Genomic DNA, 14,198 nt, shown 5'->3' with positions numbered 1-14,198 from the left:
TCGCCTACAGAATCACACACCAACCCGACGCCGCAACTCACAGAGGAGTCATCGACGCAACGAAAAGATGTGTGCATCCCCTAGCTGTGGGAGAGGGAAAGAACTCCGCTCATTCCACCTTCACCAGCACGGCACTTTCGAATTCGATGACCTTGTCGCCGGTCGAATCGAAGGCCTCCGAGCGGAGCGTCAGCAGCCGCCAGCCCGGTCGCGAGGCAATGGGGCGATGGGCCAGCGCGGTGCGGGTGAAAGTCACGGTTTCCCCGGCATAGACAGGTTTGGGCCATTTGAGGTTCTTGAAGCCGGGCGAGGGGCCGAATTCCGGCACCGGCCCAGGACCGGGCCAGCGGGCGACCTCTGCCTCTATGCCAGCCTCGAGGTTCAATTTCATCCAGGTGGCGGCGGTGTGCCAGCCCGAGGCGCAGAGTCCGCCGAATATGCTGTTCCTCGCCGCCTCTTCGTCGATATGGAATATCTGCGGGTCGTATTTGCGGGCGAACGCCTTGATCGCCTCCGGTTCGAATCGATGTGAACCGAGCGTGACGGTGATGCCGATGCAGAAGAATTCGTCGAGGCTCACGCACGGCCCTCGCGGGTGAGGAACATGACGGTGTTTTCGAGCTCGAAAACACCTTCGCCGCGCTGGTTGAACAACTCGCTGCGCATGGTCACCAGGCCAAGCCGGGGCTTCGATCTGGACAGTCGCTTGGCAAGGACGGTGGTGCTGCCGGTCAACAGGTCGCCGGCCAGGACTGGCCGTTTCCATTTGACCTGGTCGACGCCCGGCGCGCCCTGGGAGGTCGAGTCGAGCAGGAAGGCATCGCACAGCATGCGCATGAACATGGCGCAGGTGTGCCAGCCCGAAGCCGCCAGCCCGCCGAGAATGCTGGCCTGGCCCGCGGCCTCGTCGAGATGCATCGGCTGGGCATCGAATTCACCGGCGAATTCTATGATTTCGGCGGCACTTACCAGCTTGGTGCCGAGGTCGAGCGAAGCGCCCTCGACAAAATCCTCATAAGCCCAGGTCTTTGCGGTCATGGTCTGGAAATCCTGTTCAGGATTGTACGATCGCTACGGGTCCGGGTCCCGGATGCAGGCAGCGTGGCATTTGGTCAAGCAATTTCTATTGCGCCAGCCCGCTGCGCCCAAGCCGCAGCGCGGTATTGACGACGCCTATAGCCAGCCGCGGCGGCGGAAATACCAGAAGGGCAGGATTGCCGAAAGCACCATCATGCCGATGGCGAAGGGATAGCCAAAGTGCCATTTGAGCTCAGGGATGATGTCGAAATTCATGCCGTAGATCGAAGCGACAAGCGTCGGCGGCAGGAAGATGACAGCGGCGACGGAGAAGATCTTGATGATGGCGTTCTGCTCGATCGAGATCATGCCGAGCGTCGCGTCGAGCAGGAAGCTGATCTTCTGCGACAGGAAGGTGGCGTGGTCGGCGAGCGACAGGACGTCGCGCGACAAGGTCTTGATGCGAGCGCGGCTGTCCTTGCTCATCCTGCTTTGCGTGGAGGCATGGGCGAGAAAGCCGGCAAGGCGCTGCAGCGAGATCAGGCTGTCGCGGATCGAGGAGGCGAGGTCCTCCTTGCGGCCAATGCCTTTCAACAGCTCCTGGAAGTCGCGGTTGCGCTTGGAAACCTTGGTCGAGCGTGCCTCGAAGATGTCGCGCGAGATCGCCTCGACGTCGCGGCCGGCGCGCTCCAGAATGTCGGCGAGGCGGTCGACGATCGCCTCCAGCAGTCCGATCAGGATGGTGTCACCGCTGGTGCAACCGGTCGCCACCTTTTCGGCGCGCAGCGGAAAGGTCTTGAACGCCTTCGGTTCGTGGTACCGCACGGTGATCAGCCTGCTGCCGGCGAGCACGAAGGTAACCGGCGACATCAACGGATCGTTCACCTCGGTCTGCGCAGGCAGAATGGCGGTCATGAAGTAGGCGCCGTCCTCGACGTAGAGACGGCTCGAGATCTCGATCTCTTCCATCTCTTCGCGGGTCGGAACGGCGATGCCGAGCCAGGTCTCGATTGTCGTCTCTTCTTCCTTTGTCGGGTTGAAGAGGTCGACCCAGACGACAGTGTCGCTGTTTTGCAGGAGATCGTCGACCAGGCGCAGGCGATCATTGTCGACGACGAAGGCCTTGATCATCGCCGGGTCTCCCTTGCTGTTGCCAAAGAGCGTTCGTTTGGAGGGGGCGCGTCAGTCACATCGCACGGACACGGGCAGGCGAGGCGCGAGGCCGGTGCAGAGGCCCCTTAGACCCCGCACGATGGCCCGTCAAGCAGCGCAAGAGGCACTGCGACACCCTGCTTTGAAGTTTGTCATCGAGCGACGGCAATGGTGACCATTGGGCTTCCTCGCCGGTTCAGGTGTTGAACTTGAACAGCATGATGTCGCCGTCCTGGACGATATACTCCTTGCCTTCGTCGCGCGCCTTGCCGGCCTCCTTGGCCGCGACTTCGCCGCCCAGCCTGACGAAGTCGTCATAGGCGATGGTCTGGGCGCGGATGAAGCCGCGCTCGAAATCGGTGTGGATGACGCCTGCCGCCTGCGGCGCCTTGGCGCCCTTGTGCACGGTCCAGGCGCGTGTCTCCTTGGGGCCAACGGTAAAGTAGGTGATGAGCTGGAGCAGCTCGTAGCCGGCGCGGATGACCTTGTTCAGGCCGGGTTCGTCCAGACCGAGCGTTGCCAGGAATTCCATTTCCTCTTCGTCCGAGAGCTGGGCGACCTCGGCCTCGATCGCCGCGGAAATCACAACGGTGCGGGCACCTTGCGCGGCGGCCAACTTCTCGACCGCCCTGGTATGCGCGTTGCCGGTGGCGGCATCGGCTTCCGCGACGTTGCAGACGTAAAGCACCGGGTGTGAGGTCAAGAGATTCAGCCCCTGCAGGATGCGCAGATCCTCAGCCGAGATGCCGTTGAGCAGGATGCGGGCGGGCTTGCCGGCCTGCAGCAGTTCAAGCGCCGCTTCCATCATCGGAAGTACGGTCGCTGCTTCCTTGTCCTTGCCGGCGGCACGCTTGCGGATCTGCACGATGCGGCGCTCAAGGCTGTCGAGGTCGGCAAGCATCAATTCGGTTTCGACGGTCTCGGCATCAGCGACAGGATCGATGCGGCCCTCGATATGGGTGACGTCGTCATCCTCGAAGCAGCGCAGCACATGGACGATGGCATCGACCTCACGGATGTTGGCGAGGAATTGGTTGCCAAGCCCTTCGCCTTTGGAGGCGCCACGCACCAGGCCGGCAATGTCGACGAACGAGATGCGGGTCGGGATGATCTCCTTCGACTTGCCGATCGCGGCGATCTTCTGCAGGCGCGGGTCGGGCACCGCCACCTCGCCGGTATTCGGTTCGATGGTGCAGAACGGATAATTGGCGGCCTGCGCCGCCGCCGTCCTGGTCAACGCATTGAAGAGCGTCGACTTGCCGACATTGGGCAAGCCAACGATGCCGCATTTGAAACCCATTTTTGTCTGGTCCTATCGGGAAATCGAAATTTGATCAGGGCTATGGGCGAAAGCGCCGATGATCGTCAAGCCCTGAGCACTCATGCCCGCGGCGCTGACGGCGCCATGGCTCAGTCCTTGCCGCCAAAAAGCTTCTTCAGCATAGCCGCCATCGGGCCGGTTTCGGGCAGCTTGGCCGCCGGCTGTTGCGGCCGCGCCTGGCGGACGTGGCTTTGTGCTCTTGGCGCCTTGGGCGGCGGGCGATCGTCGTCGCCCGTCGGCGTGAGCTTGTCGCGCAAGGCCAGCGTCACGCGGTTCATGAAGGAATTGTCGTCGCCCTTAGCAAGCAATCCGGCACCATCGGCGATTGCGTCGAGCAGCACGTCCAACCATTCGCGGTCGCCCTTAGCGAAATCGCCGAGCACATGGCCATGCACCATTTCCTTGACCCCGGGGTGACCGACGCCGATGCGCACACGGCGAAAATCCTTGCCGACGTGCTGGTCGAGCGAGCGGATACCGTTGTGGCCGCCGGAACCGCCACCAACCTTGACCCGCACCTTGCCGGCGGCAAGGTCGATCTCGTCATAGAAGACAGTCAGTGCCGAAGGGTCGAGCTTGTAGAAGCGCAAGGCTTCGCCGACCGCCTGGCCGGACAGGTTCATGAAGGTCTGCGGCTTGATCAGGATCACCTTTTCGCCGGCAAGCGTGCCTTCGGCGATCAGGCTCTGGAATTTCTTCGACCAGGGCGAAAAGGAATGGCGGCGGGCGATCGCGTCCGCCGCCATGAAGCCGACATTGTGCCGGTTGTTGGCGTATTTCGCGCCCGGATTGCCGAGGCCTGCAAAGACAAGCATCGTCGCCTCCGGGCGGGAAGGGGTTACTTCTCTTCGGCGGCAGGAGCCGCTTCGGGCTCAGCCGCTTCAGTCGTCTCTTCCGCGGCCTCCGGCTTCATCGCCGAGGAGCCGGCAATGGTCGCGATGGTGAAGTCGCGGTCGGAGATCACCGGCTTGACGCCGGCCGGCAAGGTGATGGCCGAAATGTGGATCGAATCGCCGATATCGGTACCGGTGAGATCGATGGTGATGAAATCCGGGATCGCATTGGCCGGGCAGTGGAACTCGACCTCGTGGCGCACGATGTTGAGCACGCCGCCGCGCTTGATACCGGGCGACTTGTCTTCATTGATGAAGTGCACGGGCACGTCGACATTGACTTCGGTATCCTTGCCGATGCGCAGGAAATCGACATGGACAGGGAAATCCTTGACCGGGTCGAGCTGAAAATCCTTGGGCAGAACCTGGATCTTGTTGCCGTCGACATCGATCGTGGCGACCGTGGTCAGAAACCCGCCGCCATGGATCTTGTAGTAGATGTCCTTGTAGGTCAGCGCAATCGCCAGGGGAGGCTGCTTGTCGCCGTAAATCACTGCAGGCACTTTACCGTTGCGGCGAACTGCACGGGCGGACCCCTTACCGACCTGTTCGCGCGCTTCGGCCTTGAGCTCGTAAGTATCGTGGCTCATGGCATTTCCTTTCGCGTTGTTCTGGAGCGCTCACGGTCAGCGTGGCTGGGCCGTAAACGTCGAAAGCCGACATAGCTAACGCATGACCTGGTCCGAAAACCGGAATCCACTTTTCGGGATCATGCGGGAAGGCGGCCTTCCGCCGCGTTGCCTCCAAGGGTGTCTACGCGGGTGGCGGCTCTATAGCGGAAGGCGGCGCGAGGTGCAAGCGGGCGGAAGGGCGCCAGGGATGGACCGTGTCCCATCAGGCCGGAAGTAGCAGTGCCGAAAGCAATGCTGCAACGTACAGCCCAACCCCGAAAGACAGATGGGCCATAAGGCTGCGCAGGCGCGCAGTGCGCGGATTGGGAACTTTCGAAGCCGCGATGCCGATCCCAAAAGCCGGTTGCATCACGAAGAACGGGGCGACGATGGTGCAGACGCCGATCAACAGGGCCGGAAGCACTGTCGGGTGCCGTGCCCAGTCGAGGCCCCACACTCCAATCAGCGCTGCGGCAAATACGATGCCGGTCGCGTAATGCGCACTCCATCCAATGGCGGTTTCGCCGCGAACGCGGGCAGCTTGTGCGATATTCGCATGTGCAAAACGTCCATGTGGAAAGTGCCCGATCCAGCGGCCGACCCAGGCGTAATCAAGCGGTGGAATCGCGAACATTCGCTTCAGAAACCATCCCCAGAGATCCATCAGGGCTGTCGCGCCGATTCCAATGACGGCCGCACGGACAACGAACTCCAACATTTTGGCATCTCCTGTTTCACCTGTCAGACACTAGCCAGAAAGAATCAATCATTCAACATATTGATTGATTGATTGAGTGATGCTAGCCATGTCACATGAAAAGCGCGGACGTTCACCACCCAATCTTCGACGAAATAGCGGATCTCGCCCGCACCTTGGGGCATGCCCACCGGCTGGTTCTGTTGCGTCACATTGCCGATGGCGAACTGGCCGTCGAACAACTGACGCAACTTTCCGGGATCGCGTTAGCGAATACGTCGCAGCATCTTCAGCACCTCAAGCGAGCGGGCTTGGTGCAGACCCGGCGAGACGGAAAACGCGTTCTGTACCGGCTTGCAGATGGCCCAATCGAAAACGTGCTTGCGGCGCTGCGAAATCTTGCAAACCACAGACGCCAGCAGATCCGTGAGTTTATCAACGATAGGATCAGCCAGCCGGACAGGTTGGAAAACATCTCGCGCGAGGAACTCGTGCGCCGCATGCGAAACGACGAAGTCGTGCTGCTCGATGTCAGGCCGCAGAACGAATTCGTAGCGGGGCATTTGCCGGGTGCGATCAACATTCCCGCCGACGAGTTGGAGCAGCGGCTTGCGGCGCTCCCACGGGAGAAGGTCGTTGTCGCCTATTGTCGTGGAGTCCAGTGCGTTCTGTCGGCCGACGCCTTGGCAATCCTCAGGGCACGAGGCTGGGCCTCGCGCCGGTTCGAAGGCGGCTTGCCCGACTGGGCGGCTGCAGGCCTGGGGGTAGAGGGCGTGAATTACGAAAGCGGTTAACGGCCGCCAAATCGGCGTCGCCGGGCCGGGCCCGAATATAAATGGAAAGCTGGGACCCCGGCGGGGCAATGCCCACGGTGGCTGGACGGCGCTCGCCGGAAGCATGGAAGGGAGGCCAATGAACACCTATTCGTCGGTGGAAGCGGCGTTGCGGAAGGGAAGGCTTCCAGCGAGTGGCGAGAACGGTGCGATAAAGAGGTTCGCTCTACCTTCTATGGCTTCCGCTCGACCAGCATGTAGCCGATCCCACGAACCGTCTGAATGCTAGCCGATGCATCCGGCCCGAGCTTCGCACGTAGATAGCGAATGTATACCTCCACGATCTTCGTCCCGGGTTCGAAGCTGTATGACCAGACATTGTTGAGGATGCGCTCGCGGCTAACCACTTTCCCCGCATTGAGCATGAGGAAATACAGAAGGTCGAATTCGCGTCGGGTAAGGCTGATTTCCCGGTCGCCGTCCGTAAAACGACGAGCGCTCCTGTCGAGATTGAGGCGGCTCACTCGAAGCAACTGCCGATCCACTGCACCCTGACGGCGTCGGCGCAGCGCGTCAATCCTGGCCACCAGTTCATCAAACGCAAACGGTTTCGTCAGGTAATCGTCGGCACCGCCCTTGAGCCCATCTACGCGATCCTGAATTGTCTCCTTCGCGGTCAGCATCAGGATGAGAACCGGCCGCTGCTCCAATCGCACGATCCGGCACAGCTCAAGGCCGTCCAGGTAGGGAAGCAGACGGTCCAGGATCACGAGATCGAATGGATCCGTACGAATAATGGCTAGTCCCTCGCGACCATCCTCCGCGACACTCACGTGGAAGCCTTCGGCCTCCAACCCCCGGCGGAGAAAGTCGGAGACACGCCGGTCGTCTTCAACGATCAGGATTCGAATCATGGGTGCGATGTACCAGCGGCAGTCTGATTCTGAGGAGGGTTCCCGAAGGCTCAATTCCTTCAAGGCCGATTGTGCCATTGTGCCCGTCTATAATCTCCTTGGCGATCGCGAGGCCAACACCAAGGCCATCGGCTGCGGACCTCCCGCCGACACGCCCGCGATAATAACGGTCAAACACGAACGGGAGATCGTTGGCATCGATCCCTGAACCGTTGTCGCGGATGGCGATCTCAAGCATTCCATGACGCTCAGCCATCTCGACTGCTATCGTCTGATATGGCTTTGAGTACTTTATGGCGTTGTCGAAGCCGATCAGCAGCGCTTGCTTTAGGCGCAGGGCGTCACCCCGAATGAGGCAATGATCTGTGTTGAGCGACAGATTAACGGATATCTGCTTGGGACCTGCGAGTACGGAAGCCTCCTGAACGGCCGCCTTCACAACCTCACCGGTATCGATGTTGTGCAAGGAGAACCTGAAATTTTCAGCTTCGGAGCGGGCGAATGCCAGAAGGTCCCCCAGGTTGCGAGCCATATCTTCAGCGCAATTGCGGATTCGGCTCAGAGCTTCGCGGTAAGGTCGAACACGCGGTTGGCCGCGGAGGGCAACGTCGGCCTCTCCGCGGAGAATCGTCAACGGCGTGCGGAGTTCGTGGCTTGCCTCCGCAAAAAATTGTGTGCGTCGGCTATCGATCGCTCTCAGTTGCTCATTGGCTTTCCGCAGTTCACGGGTGCGCAACTGAACCTCCGCCTCCAAGCGGTCCTGTACCGAAATCAGAGCAGCACGTTCGATCTCGAGAGCCTCGGCCATGCTGTTGAAACTTCGCGAGAGGGAAGCGAACTCGTCGCGTCCGGTCGCGGAAACGCGATGGTCGAGCTTGCCTGCAGCGATGGCTTTGGCGCTTTCGTTCAGTTCACGCACAGGTGTGGCGATTGATCGTCGCAGGACGAGGCCGAACCCCAGACTGCCTAGCATGAGCAACGTAGCGAAGCCGCCGGTCAGCAGTAGCAGTCGCCATTGTGCGCCACGGACGCCGGCGAGTTCCTCTCCAACCTCCCTGCGCTCCTCGTGCAAAGCGGCTTCAATCATTTCTTCGAGATCGTTCTCCAGTCGATGCTCCACATCGTTGCGGAAGGCGTCTACGATGCCCTTTGGATCCCCCTTTGTTCGCTGGCTAAACAGTCGCTGGGCGGCCCGATCGATCGCCTCAAACAGCGCGTTGATGCGGCCGACGAATCTGAGTTCGGCCTCCTCCTGGTGTCTATCGCTCCAATATCCGAGAGCGCCGAGTTCCTCGCGAGTGGCGCCCTCCAGCTTGTAGAATCCGGATTTCACTGCTTCTCGTGCCGCTTCGAAATCCGGCATTTGCTCGGGCCCAAGCAGCAAGACTTCAGCGAGTTGCTCGGTGTAATTGTTGGCATGCCCATTGAGTTCGGCGAGCGCCTCGAACCGCCCGTGGACGCTGTCGATTCGGCGGACGAATTCCTCTGTCAGCTGGAGTGTTGCGAATGCCAGTCCTGAAATCAGTCCGACAAGGGCGAGAATGACGATTTGAAATAGGAAGATGCGGCCTCGAACGGTCATGCGGTAATCCTGCCGGCGATCGGATAATGCCTCTCACCAAATTCTAACCGGAGCTCTCCCAAGCGTCTAATCGGAACCTCCTAAGTTCGAGCGGAGGGTGTGCGACGCCCTCATCGCCGTTGGCGACGAACTAGACGAGGTTTCGGTTGGCACAAGTAGATTTTCGGACCGACAGTGACGCCACCCTTCGGGAAAGGACATCGCCGGTGCTCTGGCCGATATGGCGAGCCGCACTGATCGGAACCTGTGTATCCCTGTGTGTGGCCATCATTGAATTCGGCCTCCCCGCGCTCCCGTCCGACGCCCGGCGAGCGCTCGAGATCCTGCTTGTCGCGATCATCGGGTGGACCTTAACGCGGTTCGACGATGCCTTCGTTGCAATCGCCGCCGGATTGGCAATGGCGCTGCTGGTCAACCGTGATCCAGGCGCGCTGTTTCATGCGCTTGGCGATGAGTTGATCTGGCTATTGCTTGCCTCCTTCATATTGGCGGCCACCATCAAGGCGAGTGGAGTCGCAGATCGCGTTCTCGGCCTCGTGACGGGGCGCATGCGATCGGTTCGCGCAATCGCCTATTCCTTGACGGCCGTCATGATCGCCACAGCCTTCGTCATTCCGTCGACCTCAGGTCGCGCAGCTTTGATGATCCCCGCCTATCAGGCGATCGCGGGACGCTGTGGAAGCGCCCGGTTGCGAAGGGCCTTCGCGCTGCTGTTCCCCACTGTTATCCTGCTCTCGGCCATTGCATCGCCCGTCGGCGCCGGTGCCCATCTGCTGGCGATCGAAATGGTCGGCCGCCTCTGGGGTGTGAAAGTAAGCTATCTGGAATGGATCGCTTTCGGCCTGCCGTTTGCGGCCGTGAGCACCTTCCTTTCGGTCGAATGCCTGCTCCGGCTTTTCCTGTCGCCGGTCGAACGGCGGATGACCCTTTTGCAGCCAACGACGGTGACTAGTGGCGGTGCCGGATTGGCACGGCAGCCGATACTCTGGATCGCCGGCGGGGTTGTCATCGCGTGGCTGACCGAACCTGTCCACGGACTTGATGCCACCGTTATCGCTCTTGGCGGCGCTCTCTTGGCCACGCTTCCTGGAGTCGGCTCCGTGGCGTTTGGCGATGCAATCAAGAGTGCGGAGTGGAAGCTGCTCTTGTTTCTGGCGGCGACGATCTGCTTGGCAGACGGCCTGACGGCATCAGGCCTCAATCGGTGGTTGATCGAGACGACGGTCGATCCACTGCGCGGCACCGGCTTGGGCCCGTTGGCGCTTATCTCCTTATTAGCCTTGCTTGGGCTTTTCAGTCATCTCGTGATCCACAGTCGCACGGCGCGTGTCTCGGTGCTGCTGCCCCCGGCGCTAATGCTCGCATCGACAGCGCGGCTCGACCCTCTCCTTGCAATGTTTGTCCTCGTCTCGGCGACTGGCTTTTGCCAAACCCTCGCGATCTGCGCGAAACCGGTGGCGCTTTTCGCGGGGGTCGACGAGGAAGGCTACGGCCCGAAAGACCTCGCCTTGCTCAGCTCAATCCTGCTGCCGATGCAGTTCATCCTCATCGTCGTGTTCGCGGTCGCCGTGTGGCCAGCCACCGGAGCCCTGCTCAACACGCTCCATCTGCAACTTCCTGGAGAGCCGTAGAATGTCGAAAAAGAAAGGATTGACGAAACGAAGACGGCTTCGAGTATTGGTCGCACCCTCCGGCTTTAAGGAGAGCCTCGGGGTTCGTGATGTCATCGCTGCATTGGCGCGGGGCGTTCGCAATGCCGTTCCGACAGCAAAGATCCTGGGCCTTCCAATGGTGGATGGCGGCGAGGATTTTACGCGGACCCTTGTTGAATTGTCTGATGGCGAGCTGCATTCCGTCACAGTGACGGGACCGGTGGGACAACCCGTGGCGGCCAATGTCGGTTTTCTCGGGCGAAGAAAGAAACGGACAGCAGTTCTGGAAATCGCGGCGGCTGCCGGGCTCCGGCTCGTCCCCACGGACATGCGTGACCCGACCCGCACTACAAGTTATGGGGTTGGTGAGTTGATTCGTTTTGCGCTCGATCTTGGCGCGGAAAGAATTCTGATCGGCTGCGGTGACTCGGGTGTCAACGATGCAGGAACCGGCATGGCCCAAGCATTAGGCGTGCGTCTGCTCGATGGCGGCGGCCGTCCCATTTCGGGGAGCGGCTCGGCCCTCTCATCGCTAGCTCGTGTCGATCTTTCCAGTCGTGATCATCGCCTTTCGAATGTTCGTATCGACGTCGCGGTAAATCCCTACAACATGCTGCTCGGCGAGAGAGGCGTCGCCCGGGTGTTCGGCCCGCAAAAGGGTGCAACACCTGACCAGGTGGTTTTGCTCGAGCAGGGCATGGAAAATGTCGCTCACGTCGTTCGCCGCGACCTCGGCGTCGACGTGACGCCGCTTGTCGGCGGAGGAGCTTCCGGGGGACTCGGCGCCGGACTTCACGCCTTTGCTGGGGCCCGGCTGCATCCGCGCTTCGACCTGATTCTGCGGTATATGGATCTCGATCATCGGCTGTCAAACGCCGACATCGTCATGACAGCCGAGGGTGGCCTGGATGGTCAGACGAGCTTTGGAAAGATACCAGCCGAGATTGCCCGGCGCGCGAAACGTCACAATCTGCCTGTCATCGCCTTGGCCGGAACGATCGGAGCAGGTGCAGAGGCGACCCACGACATCGGCATCGATGCCTTCTTCAGCATTCTGTGCCGACCGTGTTCCCTCGAAGACGCGATCCGTGACGCCGACACGCTGCTGGCGAACGCTGCCGAGCAGGCATTCCGGCTGATGCGGGCGACGCGTGCTTTCAAGTTCAGATGACGGAGCGTGTCAGCCAATGGCCGCGATGTCGCTACGCGGCGGCCCTGACCGGCTCGAAGTCTATGTCGAACCGAATTTCGCGCTGCCCGGTGGGCGGGGAAGCCGAAGTCCAACCCAAACTTCACCCGATCGTGGTCCCCGCCTTGAGCTTCCTCGCCTCCTTCATGTTGGGAAGAAAAACCGTCAGCAGCCCGAGCAGCGGCAAATAGGAGCAGACCTGGAAGACGAAATCGATGCCCTTCATGTCGGCGACGACACCAAGCACGGCGGCGGCGATGCCGCCCATGCCGAAGGCGAAGCCGAAGAAGATGCCGGCGATCATGCCGACGCGGCCGGGCACCAGTTCCTGCGCGAAGACGACGATGTTCGAGAAGGCCGAGGACAGGATCAGGCCGATCAGCACGGTGAGAACCATTGTCCACTCGAAATTGGCGTAGGGCAGGGCCAGGGTGAAGGGCAGCACGCCGACGATCGAGAACCAGATCATCGCCTTCTGTCCGTAGCGGTCGCCGAACGGGCCGCCGAGCAGGATGCCCAGGGCCGAGGCGCCGAGGAACAGGAACAGCATGACTTGCGACATCTGCACCGAAACGCCGAATTTATGGATGGCATAGAAGGTGTAGTAGCTGGACAGGCTGGCGATGTAGGCGTTCTTGGTCAATACCAGCAAGGTCAGCATCGCCAGCGCGCCCAGGACCTTGCGGCGCGGGAAAGGCGAGACGAAGCCTGCCCCCTTGCGGGTGCCCTGTGCGGCGCGCAGGCGGCTGTACCAGCCGCCAACCTGCCACAGCACGATGATGCCGATCAGCGAGCCGCCGGCAAACCAGGCGATGCTGGTCTGGCCGAAGGGCACGACGATGAAAGCTGCCAGCAGCGGACCCATGGCCTGGCCGAAATTGCCGCCGACCTGGAACAGCGACTGTGCCAGACCGAACCTGCCACCAGAGGCGAAGCGGGCGATGCGCGAGGATTCCGGGTGGAAGATCGCCGAGCCGATGCCGATCAGCGAGGCGCCGATGAGGAGCAGCGAGTAATGTCCGGCATAGGCCAGCACGACCAGCCCGATCAGCGAAGAAGCCATGCCGTAGGGCAGCGAATAAGGCATCGGCCGCTTGTCGGTAATCATGCCGATCACCGGCTGCAGCAAGGATGCCGTCACCTGGAAGGTGAAAGTCAAAAGGCCGATCTGCCAGAAATCGAGACCGTAATTGTCCTTCAGCAGCGGATAGATCGCCGACAGCAGCGACTGCATGATGTCGTTGATGCAATGGCAGAAGCTCACCGCCAGGATGACGGTGAAGGCCGTCGCCTGAGCTGAAATGTGGCTGGCCGCTGCCGGCTTGGCGTCGGCGGTTGCTGTGGTATCGGTCAAGGCAGGCTCCGTGGTCTTTTTAGCGGGCGCTTCCGCAGGCGGTCTTATACGCCGCAGCCTTATACGTTGCTTGTCACGCGACTTCTTTCGTGGTTTGGTCCAATAGTTTCGCAAGTGGGCCATAGCTGATGCCGCATGGCAGGGAAATGTTCAGAGCGGGCGACACCGATCTCGGGCTGTTGCATGAGCGTCGCTGGCAATGGCTGGAGCAGGCCGTAGGGCCGGCAGTGGCGCTGCCGACCGAATATCCGGACGGCTACCATGTGCCACGGCACCATCATAGCCGCAGCCAGTTGCTGCACGCGCTGGTCGGTGTCGTGCTGGTGACGACGCGGCATGGGCGCTGGATGGTGCCTCCGGACCACGCGATGTGGATCCCCGCCGGCACCGAACATTCCGTCGAGATGCTGGGCGACGTCAGCATGCGGTCCGTCTATGTGATGCCGGAGGCCATTCCCGGCCTGCCGGACGGGTTGCGTGTCGTCGGCATCACCGACCTGATGCACAGCCTGATCGTGGAATCGGAAAAGCTGCCGCAAGGCGCCGAGCTGGAGGGGCGGGGCGGGCTGATCATGAAGCTCCTGCTGCACGAAATCCCGAACCTGCCGGAACGGCCGCTCGGCCTTCCGTTCCCGTCCGATGCAAGGCTGGCGACGCTGTGCCGGCGCTTCGTCTCGGCACCGTCACCGCATGCGACGATCGACGAGTGGGCCGCTATCGTCGGCATGAGCCGCCGCTCTTTCACCCGCGCGTTCCACCGCCAGACCGGATTGTCGCTGTCGACCTGGCGTCAGCAGGCCTGTCTGTTCGCGGCGCTGCCACGGCTGGCCGACGGCGAGCCGATCACGAGGGTGGCGCTCGATCTCGGCTATGACAGCGTGCCGGCGTTCATCACCATGTTCAAGCGCATGCTGGGAGCCTCGCCACGCGGTTACATGCGGGGCGCCCGTGATGCTGGCGAAGGTGTGCGACGAATAAGCGGTCCGGCTCGGCCTGAGTCGCAGCCCTGAAGGGCGTCGCGTTCGACCGGCCTCATGCGAGGC

At 61.4% G+C, this 14,198-nt stretch carries 14 protein-coding genes; 4 read left to right on the top strand and 10 right to left on the bottom strand.

The window, feature by feature from the left end; genetic code table 11:
- Positions 1-109: 109 nt before the first annotated feature.
- From NKJ28_RS24375 to NKJ28_RS24345, 7 genes are all read right to left on the bottom strand, one after another.
- Positions 110-580 (bottom strand): MaoC family dehydratase, encoded by a 471-nt coding sequence (locus tag NKJ28_RS24375; RefSeq protein ID WP_023678444.1) that lies wholly within the window; start codon positions 578-580, stop codon positions 110-112.
- Positions 577-1,038: a MaoC family dehydratase gene (locus NKJ28_RS24370; protein WP_023678443.1), complete on the bottom strand. Its 462-nt coding sequence runs from the start codon at positions 1,036-1,038 to the stop codon at positions 577-579. The genes NKJ28_RS24375 and NKJ28_RS24370 overlap by 4 nt, the downstream gene beginning before the upstream one ends.
- Positions 1,039-1,173: 135 nt before the next feature.
- Positions 1,174-2,148, bottom strand: a complete 975-nt coding sequence (corA, locus tag NKJ28_RS24365; protein ID WP_352637247.1) for a magnesium/cobalt transporter CorA — start codon at positions 2,146-2,148, stop codon at positions 1,174-1,176.
- A gap of 217 nt (positions 2,149-2,365) precedes the next feature.
- Positions 2,366-3,469, bottom strand: coding sequence for a redox-regulated ATPase YchF (gene ychF / locus NKJ28_RS24360; protein WP_352637245.1), 1,104 nt, complete (start codon positions 3,467-3,469; stop codon positions 2,366-2,368).
- A gap of 110 nt (positions 3,470-3,579) precedes the next feature.
- The gene (gene pth, locus NKJ28_RS24355) at positions 3,580-4,305 is read right to left on the bottom strand and encodes an aminoacyl-tRNA hydrolase (RefSeq protein ID WP_023678439.1); all 726 of its coding nucleotides are present in this window, start codon (positions 4,303-4,305) and stop codon (positions 3,580-3,582) included.
- Between the two features lie 23 nt (positions 4,306-4,328).
- Positions 4,329-4,973 (bottom strand): 50S ribosomal protein L25/general stress protein Ctc, encoded by a 645-nt coding sequence (locus NKJ28_RS24350; protein WP_023678438.1) that lies wholly within the window; start codon positions 4,971-4,973, stop codon positions 4,329-4,331.
- A 244-nt stretch (positions 4,974-5,217) separates the two neighbouring features.
- A complete protein-coding gene (locus NKJ28_RS24345) occupies positions 5,218-5,712 on the bottom strand; it encodes a DUF2938 domain-containing protein (protein WP_023678437.1) in 495 nt (164 codons plus the stop codon).
- A 95-nt stretch (positions 5,713-5,807) separates the two neighbouring features.
- Between NKJ28_RS24345 and NKJ28_RS24340 the strand changes: the two genes are divergently transcribed.
- Positions 5,808-6,485 (top strand): ArsR/SmtB family transcription factor, encoded by a 678-nt coding sequence (locus tag NKJ28_RS24340; RefSeq protein ID WP_031212133.1) that lies wholly within the window; start codon positions 5,808-5,810, stop codon positions 6,483-6,485.
- 212 nt (positions 6,486-6,697) lie between these two features.
- Here NKJ28_RS24340 and NKJ28_RS24335 read toward each other — a convergent pair whose 3' ends face one another.
- Together NKJ28_RS24335 and NKJ28_RS24330 are read right to left on the bottom strand one after the other, a co-directional pair.
- On the bottom strand, positions 6,698-7,378 hold the full coding sequence (locus tag NKJ28_RS24335) for a response regulator transcription factor (RefSeq protein WP_023678433.1): 681 nt from the start codon (positions 7,376-7,378) through the stop codon (positions 6,698-6,700).
- The gene (locus tag NKJ28_RS24330; protein WP_352568008.1) at positions 7,356-8,960 is read right to left on the bottom strand and encodes a sensor histidine kinase; all 1,605 of its coding nucleotides are present in this window, start codon (positions 8,958-8,960) and stop codon (positions 7,356-7,358) included. The genes NKJ28_RS24335 and NKJ28_RS24330 overlap by 23 nt, the downstream gene beginning before the upstream one ends.
- Before the next feature lie 206 nt (positions 8,961-9,166).
- Between NKJ28_RS24330 and NKJ28_RS24325 the strand changes: the two genes are divergently transcribed.
- On the top strand, positions 9,167-10,591 hold the full coding sequence (locus tag NKJ28_RS24325; protein WP_245274752.1) for an SLC13 family permease: 1,425 nt from the start codon (positions 9,167-9,169) through the stop codon (positions 10,589-10,591).
- A gap of 1 nt (position 10,592) precedes the next feature.
- The gene (locus tag NKJ28_RS24320; RefSeq protein ID WP_051406170.1) at positions 10,593-11,783 is read left to right on the top strand and encodes a glycerate kinase family protein; all 1,191 of its coding nucleotides are present in this window, start codon (positions 10,593-10,595) and stop codon (positions 11,781-11,783) included.
- Between the two features lie 121 nt (positions 11,784-11,904).
- Here the strand turns inward: NKJ28_RS24320 and NKJ28_RS24315 are convergent, their stop codons facing one another.
- Entirely contained in the window at positions 11,905-13,155 is a 1,251-nt protein-coding gene (locus tag NKJ28_RS24315) for an MFS transporter (protein WP_352568006.1), read from the bottom strand.
- A gap of 128 nt (positions 13,156-13,283) precedes the next feature.
- Between NKJ28_RS24315 and NKJ28_RS24310 the strand changes: the two genes are divergently transcribed.
- On the top strand, positions 13,284-14,165 hold the full coding sequence (locus NKJ28_RS24310) for an AraC family transcriptional regulator (RefSeq protein ID WP_023678428.1): 882 nt from the start codon (positions 13,284-13,286) through the stop codon (positions 14,163-14,165).
- The last annotated feature ends 33 nt before the right edge of the window (positions 14,166-14,198 follow it).

Origin of the sequence: Mesorhizobium sp. M0145 (assembly GCF_040322355.1) — a bacterium.
Lineage (GTDB): Bacteria > Pseudomonadota > Alphaproteobacteria > Rhizobiales > Rhizobiaceae > Mesorhizobium.
This window is presented reverse-complemented; position numbering and strand designations above follow the sequence as displayed.